Genomic DNA, 23162 nt, shown 5'->3' on the forward strand with positions numbered 1-23162 from the left:
AGCTTGTCCCGAGCGGTTCCGAGAATCGGCGACCTTGCACAGCCGAGACCCCTTTCCGCGCGACAAGGGCAGCGTTTTTAAGAAGCTCGTGCAACAAGAGCGCCAATTCCGAGAAGAACGCGCGACAAGGTCGGCTTATTTTAGATAGCCTTGCGACAAGGGCGTCCATTCTTGGAAGACCCCGCGACAAGGTCAGCGATTCCCGGATGCCAGCGCAACAAGGACGGTGATTCCTGGAGCGCCGCGCGACAAAGGCGGTGTTTCCCGGAAAGTCCTGCGACAAGGGCGGCGATTCTTGGAAGGCCCCGCAGCAAGGACGGCGCTTCCCGCCCGGACCGGTCGCAAGCGCTAGAATGGCACCACACGGCCGGAAGCAGCTGAAACGAGGAGGAGCCGTGAGCGAGACGCCCACGAGGGTGCACGCCACCCCCCTGCTGTCCGCGGCCCAGCCGCGCGACGAGTACCTGCTCGGCCGCTACCGCGTGCTCGAGCGGCGCGGGCGCGGCGGCTTCGGCACGGTCTGCACCTGCTGGGACCGGCGCCTGCAGCGGCGCGTGGCCATCAAGCGCATGCCGCTCGCCGCAGAGACCGGCACCACGGCCGAGGAGGCGCTCGCCGAGGCGCGCACGGCCTGCATGCTCGGGCACCCCAACATCGTCACGGTCTTTGACTTCGAGACGGACGGGACCTTCGCCTACCTCGTCATGGAGTACGTCGACGGCCTCAACCTCGCCGAGCTGCTCGCCCGCGTGGAGGGCGGCCGCCTGACCCCGGACGAGTGCGCCCACGTGCTGCAGAGCGTGGCCCGCGCGCTCGCCTTCGCGCACGAGAACCGCGTCCTGCACCTCGACATCAAGCCGACCAACATCATGATCGACCGCCAGGGCGTCGTGAAGCTCGCGGACTTTGGCATGGCGACCCTCGCCTCGGCGGCGGGCTACGGCGACGCGCGCGGCGGGACCGTGGGCTACATGCCGCCCGAGCAGATCGACGGCGCCATGGTCGACGAGCGCACCGACGTCTTCTCGCTCGCGGTCGTGACCTGGCAGGCCCTCACCGGCGCAAACCCGTTCCTGGCGAGAAGCGCGGAGGACTCGCGCCGGCGCATCGCCAAGGGGCCCGGGCGGCTCGCGCGGCTCTGCCCCGGGATCGACCCGGGCGTGGAGACGGCGCTTCTGGCAGAGCTGTCGCCCTCCCCCTCGGGGCGCAGCGCCGACGCGCTCGACCTTGCCGACGAGCTCGTCCCGCGCCTGGGGATCCCCGCGATGGGCGCCGAGTCCCTGCGCGAGCTCGTCTCCCAGGCCGAGAAGGACGACGAGCCGGACGCCGACGGTCGGGTGCGCCGCGACGCCGCCCGTCCCGCCCCGCGCCTGCCGGAGGGCCTCGCGGCGCGCCTGGCCACGGGCCTGGCCGCCTTCTCCGCGCTCAGGCTCCTCGTCCCCGGGATCCCGTGGCTGGGCGACGGCGCGCCCGGCGTCGTGGCGCCGCTCGTCTGCGGGCTGCTCGGCGCCCTCTGGCCGCCCGCGACGGGGCCGCTGCCGGCGCTCGCCCTGACGGCCGCGCTCGCGGCGGCGCCGGACGGGGACAGGGCGGGCGTTCTTCTCGCCGGGGCGCTGCTCGTGGCCACCCTGGCGTGGTGGGCGGTCTTCGGGCGCCGGGAGCGCCTCACGTCGCTCGCCGTCCTCCTGCCGTGCTGCCTGCCCTCGCCGGTCTCGGGCGCCGCGCTCGCGGGCTACGCGCTCGACCCGCTCCCGGCAGCGCTCACCGGCCTGCTGGGATACCTGACCGGCGCCCTCTACCACGCGGCGGTCTCGTCCTCCTTCGCAGCCGGTCCGCTCGGGGCGGCGCTGCTCGCCGGGGCGGCCGACCCCTCGTTCTGGCTCCTGCTCGTCGGCTCCGTGGCCTGCGCGGCGCTCTCCTCCGCCGTCGCGCTGCGCGGCTCGGTGGCGAGCGGGGTCGCCGGGCAGCTCCTTGGCCTGGCCTGCATAGTCGCCTCCGGCGTCCTCGCAGCTAGGATGGAGAATAGCGGTATATGGCCCGCCCTCGACTGGTCCGCGCTCGTCCTTGCGGTACTCTTGACTGTGCTTATGTGCATCGCGACCGTCCTGCGAGGGCCTCTCGACGAGGACCGGGAAGGCGAGGAGATAGATGAGTTTTCTGAGTGACTTCGAGTCCCGGATCGGCTCCGTCTTTGGCGCGGCGCCCCAAGGCTACACCGAGCCCTTCTCGTTCAAGAAGCTCGCCAAGCGCGCCGCGCGCGAGATGGAGAACGAGACCTACGAGATCGACGGCGTGGACACCGCGCCCGCCCTCTACACCGTGCTCGTCTCCGCCACCGACGATTCCCTGATGCGCCCGCTCTACGAGCAGATCACCTACGAGACTTCCTCGTTCGTGACGGCCCAGGCCCAGAAGAAGGGCTACGCGTTCGTGGGCAGCCCCCTCGTGCGCTTCATGGTCGACCCGTCCCTCAAGTCCGGCAAGTTCGCCGTCTTCGCCGAGAACGTGGACGCGGGCACGCTCGCGCGCCTGCGCGAGGAGGAGCGCGCGTTTCTCGCCGGCAACTCGAGCGCCGGCGGCGCCGCGGCCCAGGTGCACCCGCGCGGGCGCCGCCGCGAGGCGCCGGTCGCCGAGGTCGCCCCGGCCCAGACGCCGGTCCCGACCCCCGCTCCCGTGCCGACCCCGGCCCCGACCCCGGCGCCCGCTTCCGTGGACGACGGCCTCGACGTGATGCCGCTCGACATGATCGAGCCCCTGCCCGTGGCCTCCGCGTCCTCCTCGACCCCCATGCCGGTGCCCCTGGGCGGCCCCGCCCCGGTCGTCGTGCCCGGCGAGGGCCCCGGCGCCGCGCCCGTCCCACAGACCCAGCGCCGCAACGTGCCGCTCGTCGACCCGCGCCGCGGCGTGGGCGAGCCCGTCGCGGCCGCCGCTCCCGCCGCCGAGCCCCGCCCGGCGACCTGCCTGCTCATCGACCGCCAGAGCGGCCAGACCTACACCGCGAGCGCGCCGTCCACGATCATCGGCCGCGAGCGCTCCCAGTCCGGCGTCGTCCTGCGCGACCCCAACGTCTCGCGCCGCCACGCCCAGCTCTCCTTCGACGGCCGCGACTGGCACATCGCCGACCTCGGCTCCACCAACGGCACGCTGGTCAACGACGTCGACGTCCGCGAGTGCGTCCTGCGCGACGGCGACCTCATCACGCTCGGCCTCATGAACCTCGAGTTCAGGGAGAACCCGCGATGATCGAGCTCGTGCTGTTCGCGGGGCGCATCCTGCTGGTCGTCGTCCTCTACCTCTTCCTCTTCGCGGTCATGCGCACCGGCGTGGGCCTCGTGCGCGGCCAGCGCCGCGACGCCGCCATCTGGGCGATCGACGTCGAGAAGGGCACGCGCTCCCTGCGCGGCCTGCACGTCGACATCCTCGGGCCGATCGTCATCGGCCGCTCCCCCTCCTCCGACGTCGTGATCGACGAGCCGTACGTCTCCTCCACGCACGCGCGCCTCGCCCTCCAGGGCCCCGCGCTCGTCCTCGAGGACCTCGGCTCCACCAACGGCACCCTCGTCAACGGGCACGTCATCGACCAGCCCGTCACGCTGCGCGAGGGCGACGAGGTCCAGGTCGGCGACACCATCATGCGAGTGAGTCGCGGATGACGTCCGCCGAGGCACAGACGGCCCCCCTCCAGGAGCCGACCAACGCCCCGGGCCGCGCCGAGATCCCCGTCGAGGGGCGCGTCGGCGCGGACGCCGTCTCGGGCTCCAACGAGTTCATCTCCTGGGGCGCCCGCAGCGACGTGGGCCTCGTGCGCGGCCACAACGAGGACTCCTTCCTGCTGCGCACGCCGCTCTTCATGGTCTCGGACGGCATGGGCGGCCACGCCGCCGGCGAGGTGGCGAGCTCGATCGCGGTGGAGACCGTGGGCGAGCAGGCCCCCGGCACGGCCGACGACGTCCTTCTCGGCGCCGCCGTCGAGGCCGCCAACATGGCCGTCATCGAGGCGGCCGAGCAGGGCATCGGCAAGCCCGGCATGGGCTGCACCGCCACCGCCGTGCTCGTCGAGAAGAACAAGATGGCCGTGGCCCACGTGGGCGACTCGCGCGCCTACGTCCTGCGCCAGGGCACGCTCGTGCGCGTCACGCACGACCACTCCTACGTGGAGGAGCTCGTGGACGCCGGGGAGATCACGGCCGACGAGGCCCGCACGCACCCCTCCCGCTCCATCATCACCCGTGCCCTGGGCTCCGACCCGGACATGTACGCCGACCACTTCTCCCTCGAGGTCAACGACGGCGACCGCATCATCCTCTGCTCGGACGGTCTCTCGTCGATGATCTCCGACGCGGAGATCGAGTCCGTCGCGGTCTCGAGCGCCACGCCGCAGCAGGCGGCCGACAACCTCGTGGCCGCCGCGCTCACCGCCGGCGGGGCCGACAACGTCACCGTCGTCGTGGTGGACGTCCTGAACGACGGCCTCGCCGACGCCGCCCGCAGGCGCCTCGTCCGGCGCGCGGGCATCATCGGGGGCGTGGTCGTGGCGCTCGTGGCGCTCGCGGTGCTTCTCGCCGCCGCGCTCGTACGCAGCGAGTGGTTCCTCGGCGTCAACGGCACCACCGTGGGCCTCTACCGGGGCGTCAGCGGCAGCTTCCTCGGCGTGCCCACCTACGAGCTCGTGGGGACGAGCTCCGTCGAGCTCTCCGACCTGCCCACCTCCGTCCAGGACCAGCTCGCGCAGGGCATCCGCGTGGACAGCGAGGAGGCGGGCCGCGAGGTCATCGACTCCTACCATGACCAGATCAACGCCGAGAAGGACCGCGCCGCGGAGATTGCCGAGACGGCGCGCTCCGAGACGGACGGCGCCACGGCCGATGACGCGGGGGGCGATCAGCAGTGAGGCGCAGAAGGTACGCGGGCGCGCTGTCGCGCTCCGAGGTCGAGGCCTCCGTCATGGCCGCGCCGCTTCCCGCAGAGCGCGGGCGCCGGCACGGCCACGGCCGCCGCAACACCGAGCTCTTCCTGCTCTGCCTCGCGGCTGTGCCGGTCCTGTTGCTCTACGCGATGTACGTCCTCAACTCCGACGCCCAGCTGAGCCTCTCCACGCTCGGGGTGCCGCTCGGGCTCTTCGGCGCCTTCGCGGCCGCCCACGTGGCGATCCGCTTCCTCGCGCCGGGCGCCGACCCCGCCGTCCTGCCCATCGTCTTCGTGCTCTCGGGGACCGGCATCACCTTCCTCACGCGGCTCGCGCCGGACGCGGCGGTGAGCCAGGTCGTGTGGCTGTTCCTCTCCGTGGCCGCGATGGTGGCCGTGCTGGCCGTGGTGCGGGACCTCGACGCGCTCGCCGACTACAAGTACACGCTGGGGATAGCCGGCGTGGTCCTTCTCGTCCTGCCCATGATCTTGGGCACCGAGCAGAACGGCTCCAAGCTCTGGATCTACATCGGCGGCTTCAGCTTCCAGCCCGGCGAGTTCGCCAAGATCGCGATCACGCTCTTCCTGGCGTTCTACCTCGCCACCAACCGCGAGGCGCTCTCCGCGTCCATGCGCAAGCTGGGGCCCTTCTCGCTGCCGCGCCTGCGCATGCTGCTCCCGCTGCTGGTCATGTGGGGCATCAGCCTGCTCGTCGTGATCTTTGAGACGGACCTCGGCAGCGCCCTGCTCTTCTTCGCGTTCTTCGTGATCATGATCTACGTGGCCACGGGCCGCGCGAGCTACGTGGTGGTGAGCCTGCTTCTGCTCGCCGTCGGCGGCGTGGCGTGCTACTTCCTCTTCGGCCACGTGCAGAACCGCGTCAACATCTGGCTCGACCCGTGGTCGGCCGCGTCGAGCGGGGGCTACCAGATCGTGCAGGGCCTCTACTCGCTCGCCGACGGCGGCCTGGTGGGCACGGGCATCGGCAACGGCCTCTCCACGACGATCCCCTTCGTCGAGAGCGACTTCATCTTCGCGGCGGTCGGCGAGGAGATGGGCCTTCTCGGCGCGTCGGCGATCCTGATCCTCTTCCTGCTCTTCTGCGTACGCGGCCTCGCGACGGCGGCGCGCGCCAAGTCCGACTGCTCCGCCTTCGCGGCCGTCGGCCTCACATGCGCCATCTCCATCCAGGCCTTCATCATCGTGGGCGGCGTCACCAAGCTCCTGCCGCTCACCGGCGTGACCCTGCCCTTCATGAGCCAGGGCGGCACGTCCCTTCTCGCCAGCTTCGTGATCGTGGGCCTGCTGCTGCGCGCCGGCGACGAGGGCACCGGGCGGGAGACGCAGATGCGCAGCGCGACCGAGCGCGAGAGCTCCCGGCGCGACCCCGTCCTCACCCTGACGAGCCAGATCCAGGCGCCGGGCGCGGCGGGCGCGCACGCGGCCTCCGTGGTCCACGGCAGCCACGCGCGCGGGCGCTTTGGCCTCACGACCGCCGAGTCCGGCGTGCTCGGGCGCGTGGCGCTCGGCAAGCGTCTGACCGCGCTCATCACGGTCTTCTCGCTCTTCTTTGCCGCGCTCGTGGCCAACCTGACCTACGTCCAGCAGATTGACGCGGACCGCATCCAGAGCCTGCCGACCAACAACCACACGATCGCGCGGAGCGCCTACGTGCAGCGCGGCGCGATCATCACCTCCGACGGCGTGACCCTCGCCGAGAGCACCCAGCAGCCCGACGGCACCTACACGCGCTCCTACCCGCAGGGCTCGCTCGCGCGTCACACCGTGGGCTACATCTCCACCCAGTACGGGACCGAGGGCGTCGAGGCCACGATGAACGAGACGCTCACCGGGCGGGAGGACTACTCCAACTGGCGCAGCGCCCTCTACTCCCTGGCCGGGGTCGCCCAGCCGGGCTCGACGGTCCAGCTGACCATCAACTCGCAGATCCAGCGCGCGGCCGAGCAGGCGCTCGAGGGGTACACGGGCGCGATCGTGGTGCTGGACCCGAAGACCGGCGCCGTGCTCGCGAGCGCGTCGTCGCCCACCTACACCGTGGACCAGCTCGACCAGGTGATCTCCTCCGGCACGGGCGGCGAGCTCGTCAACCGCGCCACGCAGGCGCTCTACGCGCCCGGCTCCACGTTCAAGGCCGTCACGCTCGCGGCCGCGCTCGACTCCGGCGCGACGTCGCTCGACGCCACCGTGAGCGCGCCCGCCTCGATCGAGCTCGGCGGCGCCGAGGTGACCAACATCCATGACGCGGACTACGGCAACGTCTCCGTGTCCGACGCCTTTGCCGTCTCGGCCAACACGGCGTTCGGCCAGATCGGGCTCTCCACGGGGGCGGACACCCTCGTGAGCTACGCCAAGGCCTTCGGCTACGGGCAGGAGATCGGCCAGGACTTCCCGTGCCTCGCCTCGCTCATGCCCGTCCCCGCCGAGATGACGGAGTGGGAGACGGCCTGGGCCGCGTGCGGCCAGCCGGTCGGCCAGCACGAGAGCCCGGCGGGCCCGCAGACCACGGTCATGCAGAACGCCGTGGTCGCCCAGGCGATCGCCAACGGCGGCGTGGCGATGGACCCCTACGTCGTCGGGCACGTGCTCTCGCCGGAGGGCGTCGAGACCTCCTCGACGGCGCCGCGCTCGCTCGGCCAGGTGGTCTCCGCCTCCACGGCCGACCAGCTCAAGGAGGCCATGCTCGGCGTGGTCGAGGGCGGCACCGGCACGGCGGCGCGGGTCTCGGGCACGCGCGTGGCCGGCAAGACCGGCACCGCCGAGGTCGAGAACGGCAACGTCAACTCGCTCTTCATCGGCTTCGCGCCGTACGACGAGCCCACGCTCGTGATATCGGTCTGCGTGGAGGGGCAGGGCAGCGACGTCGAGGGGCTCGCGGCCGGGATCGCCGGCCGGGTGCTCGCGACCTCCCTGCAGGTGCAGGCCGCCGGCGCGGGGAGCTGACGATGATGGGCGCAACCGGACGCGACACCGGACGATACGACGCGGGCCCCGCCCGCGAGGGATAGGAGAGACGATGACAGCGATGCTACTTGGCGGACGCTACCAGGTTCAGGACAAGATCGGCGCGGGCGGCATGGCCACGGTCTACCGCGGCCTCGACGAGGTACTCGGGCGCACGGTGGCGATAAAGACCATGCTGCCCCAGTACGCCAACGACCCCTCGTTCGCCGCGCGCTTCAAGCAGGAGGCCCAGGCGGCCGCCGCGCTGCAGAGCCCCTACATCGTGAGCGTCTACGACTGGGGCAAGGACGCGGACACCTACTACATCGTCATGGAGTACCTGCGCGGCACCGACCTCAAGAGCGGCATCCGCAAGCACGGCGCGCTCGACTGCAAGAAGGTCGCGCAGATCGGCTCGCAGATCGCGCAGGCGCTCTCGGTGGCGCACAAGCACGACATCATCCACCGCGACATCAAGCCGCAGAACATCATGGTGCAGCCGGACGGCAACATCAAGGTGATGGACTTCGGCATCGCGCGCGCCAAGAACAGCCACCTCACGCAGGACAACTCCGTCCTCGGCACCGCGCACTACGTCTCCCCCGAGCAGACGCAGGGCAAGGAGCTCGGCCCCACCACGGACATCTACTCGCTCGGCATCGTGATGTACGAGGCGGCCACCGGCCAGGTCCCCTTCCAGGGCGACGACGCCATCTCCGTGGCGCTCAAGCAGGTCAACGAGCAGCCCAAGCCGCCCAGCCAGCTCAACCCCGCCGTGGACCCGCAGCTCGAGGCCATCATCCTCAAGTGCATGCAGAAGAGCCCGGCCGACCGCTTCCAGACGGCCGACGAGCTCTACCGGACGCTGCGCGACTACCTCGCCGGCCGCATGCAGGCCGTGAACTCCGCGACCGCCATGCTGCCCGTCCAGACGACCAACAAGCTCGACCGCAGCGCGGCGGGCGTCGGCGGCACCGCCCAGATGGCGCGCACCGAGCGCACGGGGCGCTTCTACACGCAGAGCGCCACGGCCCAGGCCGCCGAGGAGGAGGCGGAGCGGCAGCGCAAGCACCGTCGCAACGTCATCCTCGGCGTGGTGGGCGGCATCGCGGCCGTCGCGCTGATCGTGGCCGCGCTCGTCATGGTGCTCGGCTCGGGCACGGCCACGGCGACGGTGCCCAACCTCGCCAACCTCACCGTGGAGCAGGCCGAGCAGGCCATCACTGATGCCGGCTTCGTGCCGGGCGAGCCCGAGTACACCTACAACGACAGCGTCGAGAAGGGCAAGGTCTGCGAGCAGGACCCGGCGGCGTACCGCGAGATGCCCGAGGGCAGCACCATCAACTTCAAGGTCTCCAACGGCCCGACGCCCATCGAGCAGGTGGAGGTCCCCGACCTGCAGAACATGACGCAGGAGGAGGCCGAGGACGCGCTCGCCAAGGTCAACCTCACCCCCAACCGGGGCGCCGACGAGGAGAGCGACGAGGTCGAGAAGGGCAAGGTCTCCTCGCAGGACACCGAGCCGGGCGCCATGGTCGACGCCGGCACCACGATCACCTATCACATCTCCAGCGGCGCCAGCCAGAAGGTCATCCCCAACGTGATCGGTGACTCCGAGTCCAGCGCGCGCCAGCGCCTCGAGGACGAGGGCTTCGTCGTGAGCGTGAACGAGGACTACTCCTCTTCGCCCGAGGGCACGGTCACGGCCGTCAACCCCGGCGTCGGGGAGTCGGCGGACGTGGGCTCCACGGTGACGATCACCGTCTCGCTCGGCGTCCAGTACGTTGACGTGACCAACGTCGTGGGCTGGACCGGGAGCCAGGCGAGCACCGCGCTCACCAACAGCGGCTTCCACGTCACGGTCAACGGGCCGAACGACGGCATCGTCGTCTCCCAGTCCGCGACGGGGTCTGCGCCCTACGGCTCCACGATCACGCTCACGACCGAGGCGCAGCAGACGACCACGCCGCCCGAGCCCGAGACTCCCTCGGGCGGCGAGACCACCGAGTAGCGCTCCGCCTTCCAACGGACTTGCAGCCGCAGCCCCCGCTCGTGAATTCACGAGCGGGGGTTCTTCTCGCCGGAGCGTTAGAAACGGGCCGCAGGTGAATTCACGAGCGGACCCAGGTACGCGGTAGGCGGGCGCGTTCCCGGAATCGGCGGCCTTGTTCCGGGGACGTCCGAGAAACGCGGGGCTTGTCCCACGGACGCGCGCCAGAGGCGCGCAAGGCCGCCAGTTCCTAGAGTTTCTCGCCCAACAATACGACAAGGACGGCGATTCTCGGACCAACGCGGGACAAGGGCACGATTTACTAGAAGCACGCGGAACACGGTCGCGAATTCCCGGAAGCCCCTGGGACAAGGTCCGGCAAAACGGGAAGCATCCCCGACAGCAAAGCAGGCCAGCAGCCACATGGCCACTGACCTGCGAAAACTCTGGTGCCCCCGGGCCGATTCGAACGGCCGACACCCGCTTTAGGAGAGCGGTGCTCTATCCCCTGAGCTACGAAGGCGTGAATGACATTCTATCACCGGGGCGCCGCCCGACAAGAACTACTTCTTCTTGCGCCGGGCCTCCCGCGCCACCTGCTTGGCGACCTGCGCGGCGCGGTCCTGCTCGAAGAGCTCGACGAGGCGCTTCTCGGTGAGGCCGTTGACCTGCGCCTGGGCGCGCTTGCGGAAGGGGCGGCGCTTGGCGAAGTCGTAGATGATGGCGCCGATGATGAGGGCGTAGGCGGCCACCAGCGTGACCGTGGCGACGATGCCGTGCACGGACGTGATGTCGGTGACCTCGCCGAACGCGTACATGCCCACGAGCGAGGCGACGGCGAACACCATGGCCACGCCGACGACGACCCAGAAGATGCGGTCGGTCCTGCGGTACTCGGGGATCGAGCGCAGGAGCAGGTCGTAGGCGCGGGTGCGCATGTCGGACTCCTCGCGCTCGCGACGGCGGCGCTCCTTCTTCTCCTCCTTGCTCTCGGACTTCCCGAAGAGCCCGGACGACTGCGGCTTGGAGCCGGTGCGGACCGAGGCGGCCGCCTCGCGCGCGGGCTTGGCCTTGGCGGCGGAGCTGCGCGAGAAGCCCCTCTTCTCGTCGTCGCCGACGACCTCCTCGACCTCCTTCTTGGGACGGCCGGCGGCGTTGCCCTCGGCCTCCTGGAGGGCGCCCTGGATGGTGTCTTTCAGTGACAATGGAACTCCTTAGCTTGACGTCGCCGCTAGTTGGCGCGGACGGGCTCGAACGCGGTGCCGGTGATGATCTGGAACGCCTCCTGGTAGCGGTCGGAGGTACCCTTGATGACCTCGGCGGGGATGCGCGGCGGCTCGCCGGTCATGTCCCAGTTGGCGCGCAGCCAGTCGCGGACGTACTGCTTGTCGTAGCTGGGCTGGACCTTTCCCTCCTCGTAGGAGTCGGCCGGCCAGAAGCGGCTGGAGTCGGGCGTGAGGCACTCGTCGATCAGCGTGAGCCTGCCGTCGATGAAGCCGAACTCGAACTTGGTGTCGGCGATGATGATGCCCTGCTCGGCCGCGTAGTCGGCGGCCGCCTTGTAGATGGCGAGCGACGCGTCGCGCAGCTGCTCGGCGACGTCGGTGCCCACGATCTCGCAGCAGCGCTCGAAGGAGATGTTCTCGTCGTGGTCGCCGAGCTCCGCCTTGGTGGACGGGGTGAAGATCGGCTCGGGGAGCTTGGAGGCCTCGGTCAGGCCGTCGGGCAGCTTGATGCCGCAGACGGTGCCGTCCTGGTCATAGGTCTTCTTGCCGGACCCGGTGAGGTAGCCGCGCACGATGCACTCGATGGGCACGGTCTGGGCCTTCTTGACCAGCATGGAGCGGCCGGCGAGGTAGTCCGCGTAGGGCTTGAACTCCTCGGGCAGGTCCGCCACGTCGCAGGAGATCATGTGGTTGGGGATGAGGTCGGCGAAGCGCTCGAACCAGAACGCGGAGATGCGGGTGAGGATCTCGCCCTTGTAGGGAATCTCGTCGGGCAGGATGTAGTCGTAGGCGCTGATGCGGTCGGACGCCACCATGAGCAGCTTGTCGCCGCAGTCGTAGATGTCACGCACCTTGCCGTGCGAGTCCGGGCGAAGTTCCATCTCAGCCATTCCGGCCACCTTTCCTCGGCGTCTCAGTCAAACAACCAGTATAGCGCGGCGAGAAGAACAGGCGAAGGGGCGGGCCCGGCTGGGTCCGCCCCCGACGAATTCATGCGTGCCTCAATTTGCCTGCTGGCCTCGTGAGCTAGCCGTTCCTGCGCCGGCGGGAGGAGACGCCCAGAGCGGCGAGAAGCGCACTCATGCCGGAGAGGGCTGCAGTGGCGACGCTCTGGAGGCTGGAGGGGTCGGAGGTCCTGGGAAGCGCCTTGCCCTCGTCAGCGGACTCGTCCTTCTCGTCCTTCTCGTCCTTCTCGTCCTTCTCGTCCTTCTCGTCCGTCTCGTCCGTCTCGTCCGTCTTGGTGTCCTGAACGTCGCCCGGCTTCTCGTCGGTGGGCTTCTGCTCCCCGCTCAGGTCCAGCTGACTCTTGGCCGTGTAGACGTAAAGCGGGCCGTCCTCTCCCTCGCAGCGGTAGACCGTGCCGTCCTGACCGTCGGTGCGTAGCGTGACGGCAGTCTTAGAGGCGTCCTCGTCCAGCGCGAAAGCCGCGTCGAGGTCGTCGACGCCGAGGGTCGAGCCGTCGATGCCGAGACCTGCGGGCGTGAGGGTCGGCATCCAGGCGTCGACCGCCCAGTTGCCCTCTTCGTCAAGATAGGGGTCAGAGACGGAGGCCAGCTCGTCGTGCCTGGTCGTGGTGCCACTCGTGATGAGGGTTCCGTCCGCGTTGCGGAGCTCGTAGCGCACGGGAACCGTGCCGTCGTAGGTAAACGCAGGGGCCTGGGGCTCCTGCGGGGCCTTGTAGCGGAACACGAAGGTCGGACGGTCGGTGCCCGCGATGGTGTACGTGGTGCCGGAGCCCGTCGTGCGGTAGGTGCCCGTGAGGTCGGAGGACGCGAGGTCGAGGACGTAGTCGCCCTTGTCGTGCTTGAGCTGATACGCCGGGACGTCGGTCTGGTCGAGCGAGGTGAGCGTGTCTTCCGCGAGCGTCACGACCACGGCCCAGGTGCTGTCAACCTGCTGCTCGGGCTCGCCCTCTTTCTCGACCTTGCTGACGCCGCCGAGCGCCGAGAGGCTCACGCTGCCGCGGTACTCGACCTGACCGTCCTCGCCGTACACCACGTATGCCACGTTGTTGATGTCGTAGGCATGGGCGTTTATGTCGAAGGCAGGGCCGACCACGGGAGCGAAGGTGAGCTGGATGACGTTCGGCCAGGTGTAGTTCCATGCGCCGTCCTGGTACTCGAGGGTCATCTTGGTCGTGGACTGATCAGCGACGAGCTTGTAGGCGTCGGTATACCCCGCCGACGGGACAAAGCCGTTCTCGGCAGGGGTCTCCTTTGCGTCCACGGTCACGTCGACGGCGTAATTGCCGTCATCCGCCTTGTAGACGTTCCCGACGGTGATGAGCTCAGCGGGAAGCTGGCCTGCAGTGGAGCGCACGGAGTATCCCTCGCTGCCATCAGCGTTCAGAAGTCGATAGTTTGCCATGCCTGCAATGTTGGAGACCTCGGCAGCAGTCGGCGCGGCAGGGGCGACATCGTGCTTGAAGTGGAGCAGGGCGTAGGAACCTGCGCCGGCCTGCCACTTGGACTGGCCGTCATAGAGGACGAACGTCGTTACGAGGTCGTTCTCCTGGCTGTCGTCAAAAACCCACTCGGACGGGTCCGTCTGACCGAGGTAGCCGGTCGGCACGCCGTAGTCTTCCGCCGTGGTGCCCGCGCCCTTGATGGTGACGTCAACGGACCAGTAGGAAAGGCGCGGAATGTTCGCATTCTCATGACGGACCGGCTGGCTCCAGCTCACCACGTTGCTGATGCTCCCGATGTTCGTGGCGTGCTTCGTGCTGCCGTTCGCGTAGTAGTGCACGGCATTGTCGACGTCGAGCACGTCGTTGACGTCGAACGCGGGGGCCTGCGCAGATGCCTGGTCGGTGAAGACGATGCTCGCACGAGCGGAACTCGTGCAGCTCCACGAACCGTCGGTGGCGGAGTCGGTGCTGAACGTGAGGGTGAGCTTGGACGCGGCCGCGTCGATGTAGACGCTCTTGGGGTCCTTGCTCCCGACCTGCCAGCTGCTCAGACCGAAATCGCTCGCCGTGGCCTGGGCGTCAAGCGTCACCGTGACGTCCCAGCCTCCCTTTTCGTTCTTGGTCGGCTCTCCGATGGAGGCGATGTTGCCCGCCGAGAGGATCGACGTGCTGTTGCTCAAGCCGTCAGCGCCGTACTTGTAGCTCACCGTGCTGGTTACGCGCGCAAGGGTGCTCGCGTCGTGCGCGGGGGCCTCAGTCTCGTACGGGTCGCCGGCGGCCTGCGCGACGGGCGCCGCCTGAGCCTCCGGATCTGCGGTCTCCACGGCCGCGGGCGCCGTCTCCCCGTCGGCCGCCTCGTTCTTCTCGGCCGGCGCCGGCTCGTCGACCTCGGTCCCGGCAGGCGCCTCCCCAACGGCCTCCGCCTCGGCCTCGGTCCCGGCGGGCACTTCCTCGGCGATTGCGTCACCCAGATCGTCGGCCTCGTCGCCGTCCACGGCCTGCTCGTCTGCGACGGCACCGCCGGCGCTGGGGTCCAGGGCCTCCGCCAGGGCGGGCGCCGGGACAGCCGTCGCGATCATCAGGGCCGAGAGGGCGCTTGCCATCAGCTGGTTTCTCGTCATGTGCGTTCCTCCTCATGCGTGGTCAGGTGTCACCACACAACCCTAGGAACGCGTTGTCTCGGTCCTTGCATCATTTGGAAAGAGTTGCGTAACGCTGTGTAAACAACGTCCGTCCCCCGCCTTACAGAGTCCGCCCCGGCGCTACCGCTCTTGCTGCTTGCGCTCGCGGCGCTGCGGGATACGCAGCGTGAAGGTGGTGCCGCGCCCGAGCTCGGACTCCACGAGGATCGTGCCGTTGTGCCGGTCCACGATCTCCTTGGTGATGGCCAGTCCCACGCCCAGGCCGCCGGACACGCGCTCGCGGCTCACGTCGGAGCGCCAGAAGCGCGCGAAGGTCTGCGGGATGTCCTCCTTGGCGATGCCGATGCCCGTGTCCTGCACGGCAATGAGCACGTCGGAGTGGTCCTGCCGCAGAGAGACCTTCACCCAGCCGTCGGCGTTGGTGTAGCGCATCGCGTTGCTCATCAGGTTGACGATGGCCTCGCGCAACAGGTCGGGGTCCACGTCGGCGTAGAGCTCGCCGTGGGGCGTCTCGTCCACGAAGCGCAGGTGGAGGCCCTTCTCGTGGAAGAGCTGGTGCTGCGAGGAGACCAGGCTCCGCACCAGGTAGACGAGGTCGGTCCGCTCGCTCTTGAGCTCGGTCGTGCCGTTCTCCAGACGGGAGAGCTTGAGCATCGCGTCGATCAGGCGGGAGAGGCGGCGCACCTCGGTGGCCACGACCTCGAGGTGCTCGTCGTCGGCCGGGAGCACGCCGTCCTGCATGGCCTCGACGGTGGCCTGCATCGCCATGAGCGGGGTGCGCAGCTCGTGCGCCACGTCGCCGGTCAGGCGGTGCTCGAGCTTGAGGTCGCGCTCGATCGTGCCCGCCATGTCGTCGAAGGTCTCGCCGAGCTGGCCCACCTCGTCGGTTCCCGTGACCTTGGAGCGGGCGGTGAGGTCACCGTTCCTGATCTGCTTGGCCGTAGAGGTGATGCACTGGATCGGGCGGGAGATGGCCCGCGACACAAAGTACCCGATCACGCAGGCGAGAAGGGCGGCGATGGCCGCGGCGGTGGCGATGGCGCCGTAGGAGTTGGTCCGGAAGGCGGCGTCGGCCTTCGTGAGGAGGGCCTCGGACCCGAGCGCCCAGAGCCGGACCGTGCCCACGATCTTGCCGCTGGGGGCCGTGATGGCCGCGCTGACCGTGGCGTTCTCTGCCGTGGGCACCGTCGCCGAGGCGCGTGAGCCGCCGCCGGGCAGCCGGCCCGGGCCGGTGGCCCACGTGTCGTCGTAGAGGATCTCCCCATCGGTCGTGGTGACCTGCACCACGATCTCCGACGAGACGGCCGAGGCGGAGCCCGCGACGGCCGCGACCTCCTCGTTCATCTCGCCTGCCTCGGCGTAGGCGTCGGAGATGGCGTCTGCCGTGGAGTCCGCCAGCCCCTGCATGTTCTGGCGCGTGTAGGCCATGAACTGCGGCTCCCACACGATGGCGAGAACCGCCACGAGCACGAGCGCGGTCATGATGGCGGTGAGCGCGAAGGCGAAGGTGAGGCTCGTCACGTAGGGACGGCCCCGCTTGGGACGGCGCTTGATGGTGTTCCACGAGCTGGTGCCCGAGGACGGCCGCTCGCCGCCCTCGTCGGCGGGCGCCCTTCTCCCGGTCACGAACTTTGCGGCCATGACCGCTTCCTACTTGGTGGCGGAATCAGACGGCTTCTCCGGCGCCTCGAAGCGGTAGCCCACGCCGTGCACGGTGTAGAGCCAGCGCGGGTTGCGCGGGTCGTCGCCGAGCTTGGCGCGCAGGTTCTTGACGTGGGAGTCGATCGTGCGCTCGTAGCCCTCGAAGTCGTAGCCCAGGACCTTCTCGACCAGCTCCATGCGGGTGTAGACGCGGCCCGGGTAGCGCGCGAGGGTGGTGAGCAGCTTGAACTCGGAGGCCGTGAGGTCGACCTCCTTGCCCTCAACGAGGACCTTGTGGCCGGAGATGTCGATCACGAGGTCGCCGAAGTCGAGCGTCTCGAGCGCGGGCTCGGCCTCGGTGTGGGCGCGACGCAGCAGCGCGCGGACGCGCGCGACGAGCTCGCGGGGCGAGAAGGGCTTGATCAGGTAGTCGTCCGCGCCGAGCTCCAGGCCGATGATGCGGTCCTCCACCTCGCCCTTGGCCGTGAGCATGATGATGGGCACGTTGGAGGTCTCGCGGATGGCGCGGCAGACGCGCTCGCCCGAGAGCTTGGGGAGCATCAGGTCCAGGATCACGAGGTCGAAGGAGTGCTTCTCGAACTCCTCGACCGCGCTCTGGCCGTCACCGACCCCGCGCACGATGTAGTTCTCGCGCTCGAGATAGGCCGCGACGGCGTCACGGATCGCCTTCTCGTCCTCGACCAGCAGGATCTTCTTCTCGTCTGAAGCCATCTTGGCCTCCCTGGTTTTCTCGCGTTGCCGACGCGCGGCCCGTAAGTGTCTCTAGTGTACCCCACCGGCGCGGGCTCGATGCGACCTTACAGGCGGAAGGTGCGTACGGCCACGGTGGCCGGATAGCCCGTGTCGGCGTCCTTGACCGTGGCGTAGGTGACGAAGAGGTCGCACTCGCCCGTGCGGGCGGGGTAGTCGCCGTAGTCGACGGAGCGGTCCGCCGAGCCGAGCACCGCGTACTGCCGCTTGGCGAGGTCGACAACGAAGTACGAGGCGAGGCTCTTGATGATGACCGTGTCGCCGGTCCCGCAGCCTATCTCGGAGGGCTCGCGGTTGAGCCGGAAGAAGCCCCCGTCGGCGGTCCCGACGTAGGTCCCCATCTGCCCGAGCAGGCCGCCGGTGCTGTAGCTGGCCTCAACCGAGACGAGAAACCGCTCGCCGACGCGCGTGGCCTTGAACGGGCGGACGTTCTGGGGCATGACGAGCTGGTCCAGGCGGGTGGCAAGGTCGTCCGAGAGCGAGTAGGCCGTCACGCCGTAGAAGACGCCCTCGTCGGCGCGGACGCGCGGGGTGAGGATGACGGCGTCGCCCGAGACGCTCGGCGCCGTGGCAAAGCGCCCCGGCGACTCCACCGCCGCCTTGGCCTCCGCGTCGCCGAGATGCCACACGTAGCAGCGCGAGGGGTCGGCCGTGTGCGAGCCGGTCGCGGAGGGCTGCACCTGCCAGAGGACCGTCCGGCCGGACACGGCGACCGCCGCCGGGTCGTACTCCGCGTCCGACTCCCAGAGCGTGACGGGGTCGTCGGCGAGCGCGCCGCCCGAGAAGGACGCGGCGTAGAGCTTCCACGCGCGCGACTGCAGGTCGAGCTCGACCCAGGCGTAGGCGTAGTCCGAGCAGCGGACGTCGTAGATCACGGTGGTCGCGGTCGTGCCCACCGGCTCGGACACCACCTCGACGAGCTGGCCCGACGCGAGGGAGAGCGCCGAGGCCTTCACCATGGGCGCGGCGGAGGAGCCGGCCGTGGTGACGGGCACCCAGGTCCCCTCGCTCGGGTGGAGCACGTTACCCAGGGGGAAGGACCAGGCCGCCTCCTCGACGAGCGCGAGGTCCACGCTCTCAAAGGTGTCCAGGATGCTCTCGGCCGAGTCCTCGTCGACCACGACCGGGTCGGAGGTCTCCTCCTCGTCGGTGGTGTGGGTGCAGCCGGAGAGGAGGGTGACCGTCGCGGCGGCGGCCGCCGAGCCGACGGCCGCGCCCTTGAGGAACGTGCGGCGTGTGGGGACGGGCAGGCGCATGGCGGGGCTAGCCGCGCGCGGCGGCGGTCGCCTCGGTGAGCGCGCGGGCGAGCTGATCGGCACAGGACGTGGGGCGCGGGCCGCAGGTGTTGCCGGACAGGATGCCCACAATCTCTTCCACGGGGTGGCCGACCACGAGCTTGCCGATCGCCTTGAGGTTGCCGTTGCAGCCGCCCTCGAAGGAGACGTGCTCGATGGTCGTGCCGTCGTCGGACAGGTCGATGTGGATGGCGCGCGAGCAGACGCCGCGCGGCGTGTAGTCGAAGTGCATCTCTATCTCCTCTCGATGTGGAATAGGGACTGTCCCTTTTCCACGTTAGTCAAAGCTCAGCTGCTCCAGGCGGTCAAAGACCACGCCGGCGCGGGTGAGGAACGCGCGCGGGTCGAAGATCTTGTCCAGCTCTGCGGCAGGGACGGTGCAACGCGGGTCGGCCTCGAGCTTCTCGCGGAACGTGGTGCCGCCCTCGCACTGCTGGACCTCGCGCCACGTGGCCATGGCGTTCTCCTGCACGATCGCGTAGGCCTCCTCGCGCGTGATGCCGGTCTCCACCAGGGCGAGCAGCACCTTGGAGGAGTAGATGAGCCCGCGCGTCTTGTTGAGGTTGGCGAGCATCTGCGCCGGGTAGAGGATGAGGCCGTCCACGATGCGGATGAGGCACTGGAACATGTGGTCCAGCGCGATGAAGCTGTCCGCCTGGGCCACGCGCTCGGCGGAGCTGTGGGAGATGTCGCGCTCGTGCCAGAGCGCCACGTTGTCAAAGGCAACCTGTGCGTTGGCCTTCACCACGCGGGAGAGGCCGCAGACCTTCTCCACCGTGATGGGGTTGCGCTTGTGCGGCATGGCCGAGCTGCCCTTCTGGCCCTTGCGGAACGGCTCCTCGGCCTCCAGGGTGTCGGTCTTCTGGAGGTTGCGGATCTCCGTGGCGATGCGCTCGCAGGTGGCGGCGGTGGTGGCCAGAACGCCGGCGAGGTAGGCGTGGTGGTCGCGGGAGATGACCTGCGTGGACAGCGGGTCGTGGACCAGGCCCAGGTGCTCGCAGACGTACTCCTCCACGAACGGGTCGATGGAGCTGTAGGTGCCCACCGCGCCGGAGATGGCGCCAAAGGCCACGTTGGCGCGGGCGTCCTTGAGGCGGTCGTAGTCGCGCTTGAGCTCCCACGCCCAGCTGCCGAACTTCATGCCAAAGGTCATGGGCTCGGCGTGGATGCCGTGCGTGCGGCCCACGCAGAGGGTGTCGCGCTCCTCGAAGGCGCGGCGGCGGCAGATCTCGCCGAGCTTGCGGCAGTCCTCGATGAGGAGGTCGGTGGCCTGGACGAGCTGGTAGCAGAGGGCCGTGTCGCCGAGGTCGGAGGAGGTCATGCCAAAGTGGACCCAGCGGGACGGCTTGGGCTCGCCCTCGGGGACGTCCTTGTCGATGTACTCGCCCATGTTGGTGAGGAAGGCGATGACGTCGTGGTTGGTCACGGCCTCGATGGCGTCGACCTCGTCCTTGTTGAAGTCCGCGTGCTCGCGGATCCAGGCGGCCTCCTCGCGCGTGATGCCGATCTTGCCCATCTCGGCGTGCGCCTCGCAGGCCAGGACCTCGATCTCCTGCCAGATGCGGTACTTGTTCTCCAGGGAGAAGATGTGGCCCATCTCGGGACGGGTGTAGCGATCGATCATGTGAGGCCTCCTCGGCGGTTGCGCGGCTGACCCCTCGATTCTACCGCAGGCAGGACGCGTCTAGGTTTTGGCGGGCTTGTCCCGGCGGGCTCTAGGAACTGGCGAGGTTGCGCAGGCGAGAAGGACGACGGCCGCGCAAGGTCGGCGATTCCCGGAATCACGGCGCGCAAGCCCGGCGATTTCCGGACGCCCTGCGACAAGGGCCGCAATTCCAAGAAGCCCGTGCAACAAGGGCGGCGATTCCTGGAAGCCTGCGCGACAAGGGCGGCCGTTTCTAGAACGACGGACGACAAGGGCGGCGATTCCTGGAAGCCCTCCGTCACGGGCGCATGTTCTTCTCGGCCGGCGCTACGCCATCGAGGCGGCGTCCTTCTCGAGCGCGTCGCGGGCCTCGCCCAGCTGCACGACCACCGCGTCGTGCCCGGTGCCGCCGTAGGTCACGCGCGCGTTGGCGATGCCGGCCGGGTCTAGGTCCTGTGCGATGTCCGCCTCAAAGAGCGGGCTCGCGGCGGCGAACTCCTCCGCCGTGAGGTCCTCGAGCCCCTTGCCGTGCTTCTCGCAGTAGAGCACGAGCTCGCCCACCACGCGGTGTGCCTCACGGAAGGGCATGCCCTTCTTGGCCAGGTAGTCGGCCACGTCCGTGGCGGCCGAGAAACCCGTGCCCGCCTGGGCGAGCATGGCGTCGGCGTTCACGGTCATGGTCTCGATCATGCCGGCAGCGATCTCCATGCAGTCGCTGAGCGTGCGCGCGGCGTCGAGCGGGCCCTCCTTGCACTCCTGGAGGTCCTTGTTGTACGCCAGCGGGAGCGACTTCATCGTGGTGAGCAGCGCCATCAGGTCGCCGTAGACGCGGCCGCACTTGCCGCGCGTGAGCTCGGCGAAGTCCGGGTTCTTCTTCTGCGGCATGATGGAGGAGCCGGTGGAGTAGCTGTCCGAGAGCGTGATGAAGCCGAACTCCGTGGAGCTCCAGAGAACAATCTCCTCGCAGAGGCGCGAGAGGTGCATCATGCTCACGGCGCAGGCGTACTCCAGGTCCAGCAGGTAGTCGCGGTCGGAGACGGCGTCGAGCGAGTTGGGGATCGTGCGCGAGAAGCCGAGCAGCTCCGTGGTGCGGTCGCGATTCAGCGGGTAGGTGGTCCCGGCGAGCGCCGCAGCGCCGAGCGGGTTGGCGTCGGCCGCCGTGCGCGCCGCGGCGAGACGCGTGAAGTCGCGCGTGAACATCCAGAAGTAGGCGAGCAGGTGGTGGGAGAGCAGCACCGGCTGCGCGTGCTGGAGGTGCGTGTAGCCGGGCATGACGACGTCGAGGTTCTTGTCGGCCGTCTCCACGAGCGCGCGGCGCAGGGCCACATTGCCGGAGAGCAGCTGGTCGCAGAGGTCCTTGGCGAGCAGGCGGATGTCGGTGGCCACCTGGTCGTTGCGGGAGCGGCCCGTGTGGAGCCGGCCGCCGGGCGCGCCGATCGCGCGGGTGAGCGCGCCCTCGACGGCCATGTGGACGTCCTCGTCGTTGACGTCCCAGACGAAGGTGCCGTCCTCGATCTGGCGCGCGATGTCGGCGAGGCCCGCGTCAATCGCGGCCTGGTCCTCGGCGGAGATGACGCCCTGCTCGGCGAGCATGCGCGCGTGCGCGCGGCTACCGGCGATGTCCTGGGCCGCCATGTTCTTGTCGACCTCGAGGCTCGCGCCGAACTCCTGCGTGAACGCGTCCACGCCCTTCTCGAACCTGCCGCCCCACAGCGCCATGCCAGCCTCCTTGCCCGCGATTTTGTCGTGTACAGCTTAGCAAACGATGCTGCTGCGCTGATGTCGTGGCCGTTAGCATACACTGGCGTCCACTACCTGAAAGTTCTTCTCGGCATATGCGGAATTACGGTGCGTCAGTGTATGCTATCGCGCCGCAAAAACCCGCCCGGCGAGAAGAACACCGCGCCCGCAGTCAGAACTTGATGACCTCGTCGTGGACCTCGGGGTCGTTCCGGCCGCCGCGCAGGCGCACGAGCTCTGCGGCATACCGCGCGCCCTGCGGCCAGGGAAGCAGCGCCCAGATCGTGAGCTGGCGAACCACAGACAGCGTGTCCGACTCGAGCAGCATGCAGTCCAGCTCGGCCATCCGGCGGCCGTCGATTCTCCCGGCCACCATCATCGCCTCAAGCATCACGGCGTCAAGCCCGCCGGGCGCGAACAGGTCCTCGCTGGTCACCGGCAGCACGATGCGTCCCTGCGCGGCGAGCTCGCGGTTGCGGCTCAGGTCGTCGCGGTACTTCCCGCGGACGGCGGCCATGGCCTCGGAGACGTCCTCCGGCGTTGCCTCGGCAATCGACGCCAGGTCAAGGTGATCGTGCCCGTCGTAGTTGAGCCCGACCGAGGTGCCCGCGATCTCGATGTCGGGCACCCGGGACGCGCGCGTGCCGAGGGCGACGAGGCCCCGGTCGTTGGCGCGGCGGCGGTTGAGGCGCACGCGGCCCAGGCCGTAGCCAAAGCGCTCGATCGGCGTGGTGGCCATGAGCGCGATCACGGACTCCGGCGCCGACCAGGCGTTGTCGGCGGCGCGGGCGAGGGCGCGCCGGGCCTCGGCCACGCCGCGCACCCCGGGGCACGAGTCCAGGTAGGTCGCGATGCGCGCGACGCTGGTGACGGGCTCCACGTCGTAGGTGACGGGCCCGAGCCGGGGGTCGCGCGCGTCGCGCGAGAAGGTGCCGCAGAGCTCGTAGGCAAGAAGGGCCAGGGTGTCCTGCATGAGCACGCCGGCCAGCTCGAGGAACAGCAGCTCCGGGCAGGGGATCACCAGTCCGTCGCCCAGGTCCACGAAGGAGCCGGCTGGATAGCCCCTGGAGTGGAGCGCGTTGGCCACAAAGCCCGCCTGGATCCGGGCGTCGCGCGTCGGGACCGCCACGTCGATGCGCCGCTCGGCGCTGGGGCGCTCGTCCAGCGCGAGGCGCTCCACGGGCACGAGGCGCGACGTCCAGCGGCAGGCGGGGCTCGGGTCCGGCACGGGAAGGTCGCAGCGCGCCTCGGGCAGCCGTGCGCTCGAGCTGCGCAGCTGGCGCAGGGCACGCAGGGCGGTGAGCTTGCAGACGCAGAGGCGCATAGGGTTCCTTGGGTGGCGGGCGGAGGTTCTTCTCGGCAAGATTAGCATACACTGGCGCCGCGCTTATCGTCAAAACGCGAGAAGAACTTTCAGCTTGCGGCGCTCAGTGTATGCT

16 protein-coding genes and 1 tRNA gene are annotated in these 23162 nt (G+C 69.5%); 6 read left to right on the forward strand and 11 right to left on the reverse strand.

The window, feature by feature from the left end:
* The first annotated feature begins 395 nt into the window (after positions 1 to 395).
* The 6 genes from H6A07_RS04430 (at position 396) to pknB (ending at position 9877) form a co-directional block, all read left to right on the forward strand.
* Positions 396 to 2165: a serine/threonine-protein kinase gene (locus tag H6A07_RS04430; protein ID WP_342636557.1), complete on the forward strand. Its 1770-nt coding sequence runs from the start codon at positions 396 to 398 to the stop codon at positions 2163 to 2165.
* Complete coding sequence (locus H6A07_RS04435; protein ID WP_204813731.1) at positions 2149 to 3243, forward strand: FhaA domain-containing protein; 1095 nt, start codon at positions 2149 to 2151, stop codon at positions 3241 to 3243. Before H6A07_RS04430 ends, H6A07_RS04435 begins: the two co-directional genes overlap by 17 nt.
* Positions 3240 to 3653: an FHA domain-containing protein gene (locus H6A07_RS04440; protein ID WP_204813732.1), complete on the forward strand. Its 414-nt coding sequence runs from the start codon at positions 3240 to 3242 to the stop codon at positions 3651 to 3653. The genes H6A07_RS04435 and H6A07_RS04440 overlap by 4 nt, the downstream gene beginning before the upstream one ends.
* The gene (locus H6A07_RS04445; RefSeq protein WP_204813733.1) at positions 3650 to 4891 is read left to right on the forward strand and encodes a Stp1/IreP family PP2C-type Ser/Thr phosphatase; all 1242 of its coding nucleotides are present in this window, start codon (positions 3650 to 3652) and stop codon (positions 4889 to 4891) included. Before H6A07_RS04440 ends, H6A07_RS04445 begins: the two co-directional genes overlap by 4 nt.
* Before the next feature lie 53 nt (positions 4892 to 4944).
* Positions 4945 to 7866, forward strand: coding sequence for an FtsW/RodA/SpoVE family cell cycle protein (locus H6A07_RS04450; RefSeq protein WP_204813918.1), 2922 nt, complete (start codon positions 4945 to 4947; stop codon positions 7864 to 7866).
* A 73-nt stretch (positions 7867 to 7939) separates the two neighbouring features.
* On the forward strand, positions 7940 to 9877 hold the full coding sequence (pknB, locus tag H6A07_RS04455) for a Stk1 family PASTA domain-containing Ser/Thr kinase (protein ID WP_204813734.1): 1938 nt from the start codon (positions 7940 to 7942) through the stop codon (positions 9875 to 9877).
* A 426-nt stretch (positions 9878 to 10303) separates the two neighbouring features.
* Here pknB and H6A07_RS04460 read toward each other — a convergent pair.
* The 11 genes from H6A07_RS04460 to H6A07_RS04510 form a co-directional block, all read right to left on the reverse strand.
* Positions 10304 to 10379 (reverse strand) — tRNA-Arg (locus H6A07_RS04460).
* A gap of 40 nt (positions 10380 to 10419) precedes the next feature.
* On the reverse strand, positions 10420 to 11061 hold the full coding sequence (locus H6A07_RS04465) for an APC family permease (protein ID WP_204813735.1): 642 nt from the start codon (positions 11059 to 11061) through the stop codon (positions 10420 to 10422).
* Between the two features lie 26 nt (positions 11062 to 11087).
* Positions 11088 to 11972 carry a phosphoribosylaminoimidazolesuccinocarboxamide synthase gene (locus H6A07_RS04470; RefSeq protein WP_204813736.1) on the reverse strand — a complete coding sequence of 295 codons (885 nt, stop codon included), beginning with the start codon at positions 11970 to 11972 and terminating at the stop codon, positions 11088 to 11090.
* 136 nt (positions 11973 to 12108) lie between these two features.
* Positions 12109 to 14610: a hypothetical protein gene (locus tag H6A07_RS04475; RefSeq protein WP_204813737.1), complete on the reverse strand. Its 2502-nt coding sequence runs from the start codon at positions 14608 to 14610 to the stop codon at positions 12109 to 12111.
* A gap of 141 nt (positions 14611 to 14751) precedes the next feature.
* Positions 14752 to 16272 (reverse strand): HAMP domain-containing sensor histidine kinase, encoded by a 1521-nt coding sequence (locus H6A07_RS04480; RefSeq protein WP_204813738.1) that lies wholly within the window; start codon positions 16270 to 16272, stop codon positions 14752 to 14754.
* Positions 16273 to 16281: 9 nt separating this feature from the next.
* Entirely contained in the window at positions 16282 to 17004 is a 723-nt protein-coding gene (locus H6A07_RS04485) for a response regulator transcription factor (protein ID WP_204813739.1), read from the reverse strand.
* A gap of 86 nt (positions 17005 to 17090) precedes the next feature.
* Complete coding sequence (locus H6A07_RS04490; RefSeq protein WP_204813740.1) at positions 17091 to 18299, reverse strand: twin-arginine translocation signal domain-containing protein; 1209 nt, start codon at positions 18297 to 18299, stop codon at positions 17091 to 17093.
* Between the two features lie 7 nt (positions 18300 to 18306).
* The gene (locus H6A07_RS04495) at positions 18307 to 18570 is read right to left on the reverse strand and encodes a TIGR03905 family TSCPD domain-containing protein (protein ID WP_204813741.1); all 264 of its coding nucleotides are present in this window, start codon (positions 18568 to 18570) and stop codon (positions 18307 to 18309) included.
* A 45-nt stretch (positions 18571 to 18615) separates the two neighbouring features.
* On the reverse strand, positions 18616 to 19962 hold the full coding sequence (gene purB, locus H6A07_RS04500; RefSeq protein WP_204813742.1) for an adenylosuccinate lyase: 1347 nt from the start codon (positions 19960 to 19962) through the stop codon (positions 18616 to 18618).
* 348 nt (positions 19963 to 20310) lie between these two features.
* Positions 20311 to 21702, reverse strand: a complete 1392-nt coding sequence (gene argH / locus H6A07_RS04505) for an argininosuccinate lyase (protein WP_204813743.1) — start codon at positions 21700 to 21702, stop codon at positions 20311 to 20313.
* 193 nt (positions 21703 to 21895) lie between these two features.
* A complete protein-coding gene (locus tag H6A07_RS04510; RefSeq protein WP_204813744.1) occupies positions 21896 to 23047 on the reverse strand; it encodes a hypothetical protein in 1152 nt (383 codons plus the stop codon).
* Positions 23048 to 23162 lie beyond the last annotated feature (115 nt).

This window comes from Olsenella uli (assembly GCF_016899935.1).
Lineage (GTDB): Bacteria > Actinomycetota > Coriobacteriia > Coriobacteriales > Atopobiaceae > Thermophilibacter > Thermophilibacter uli_B.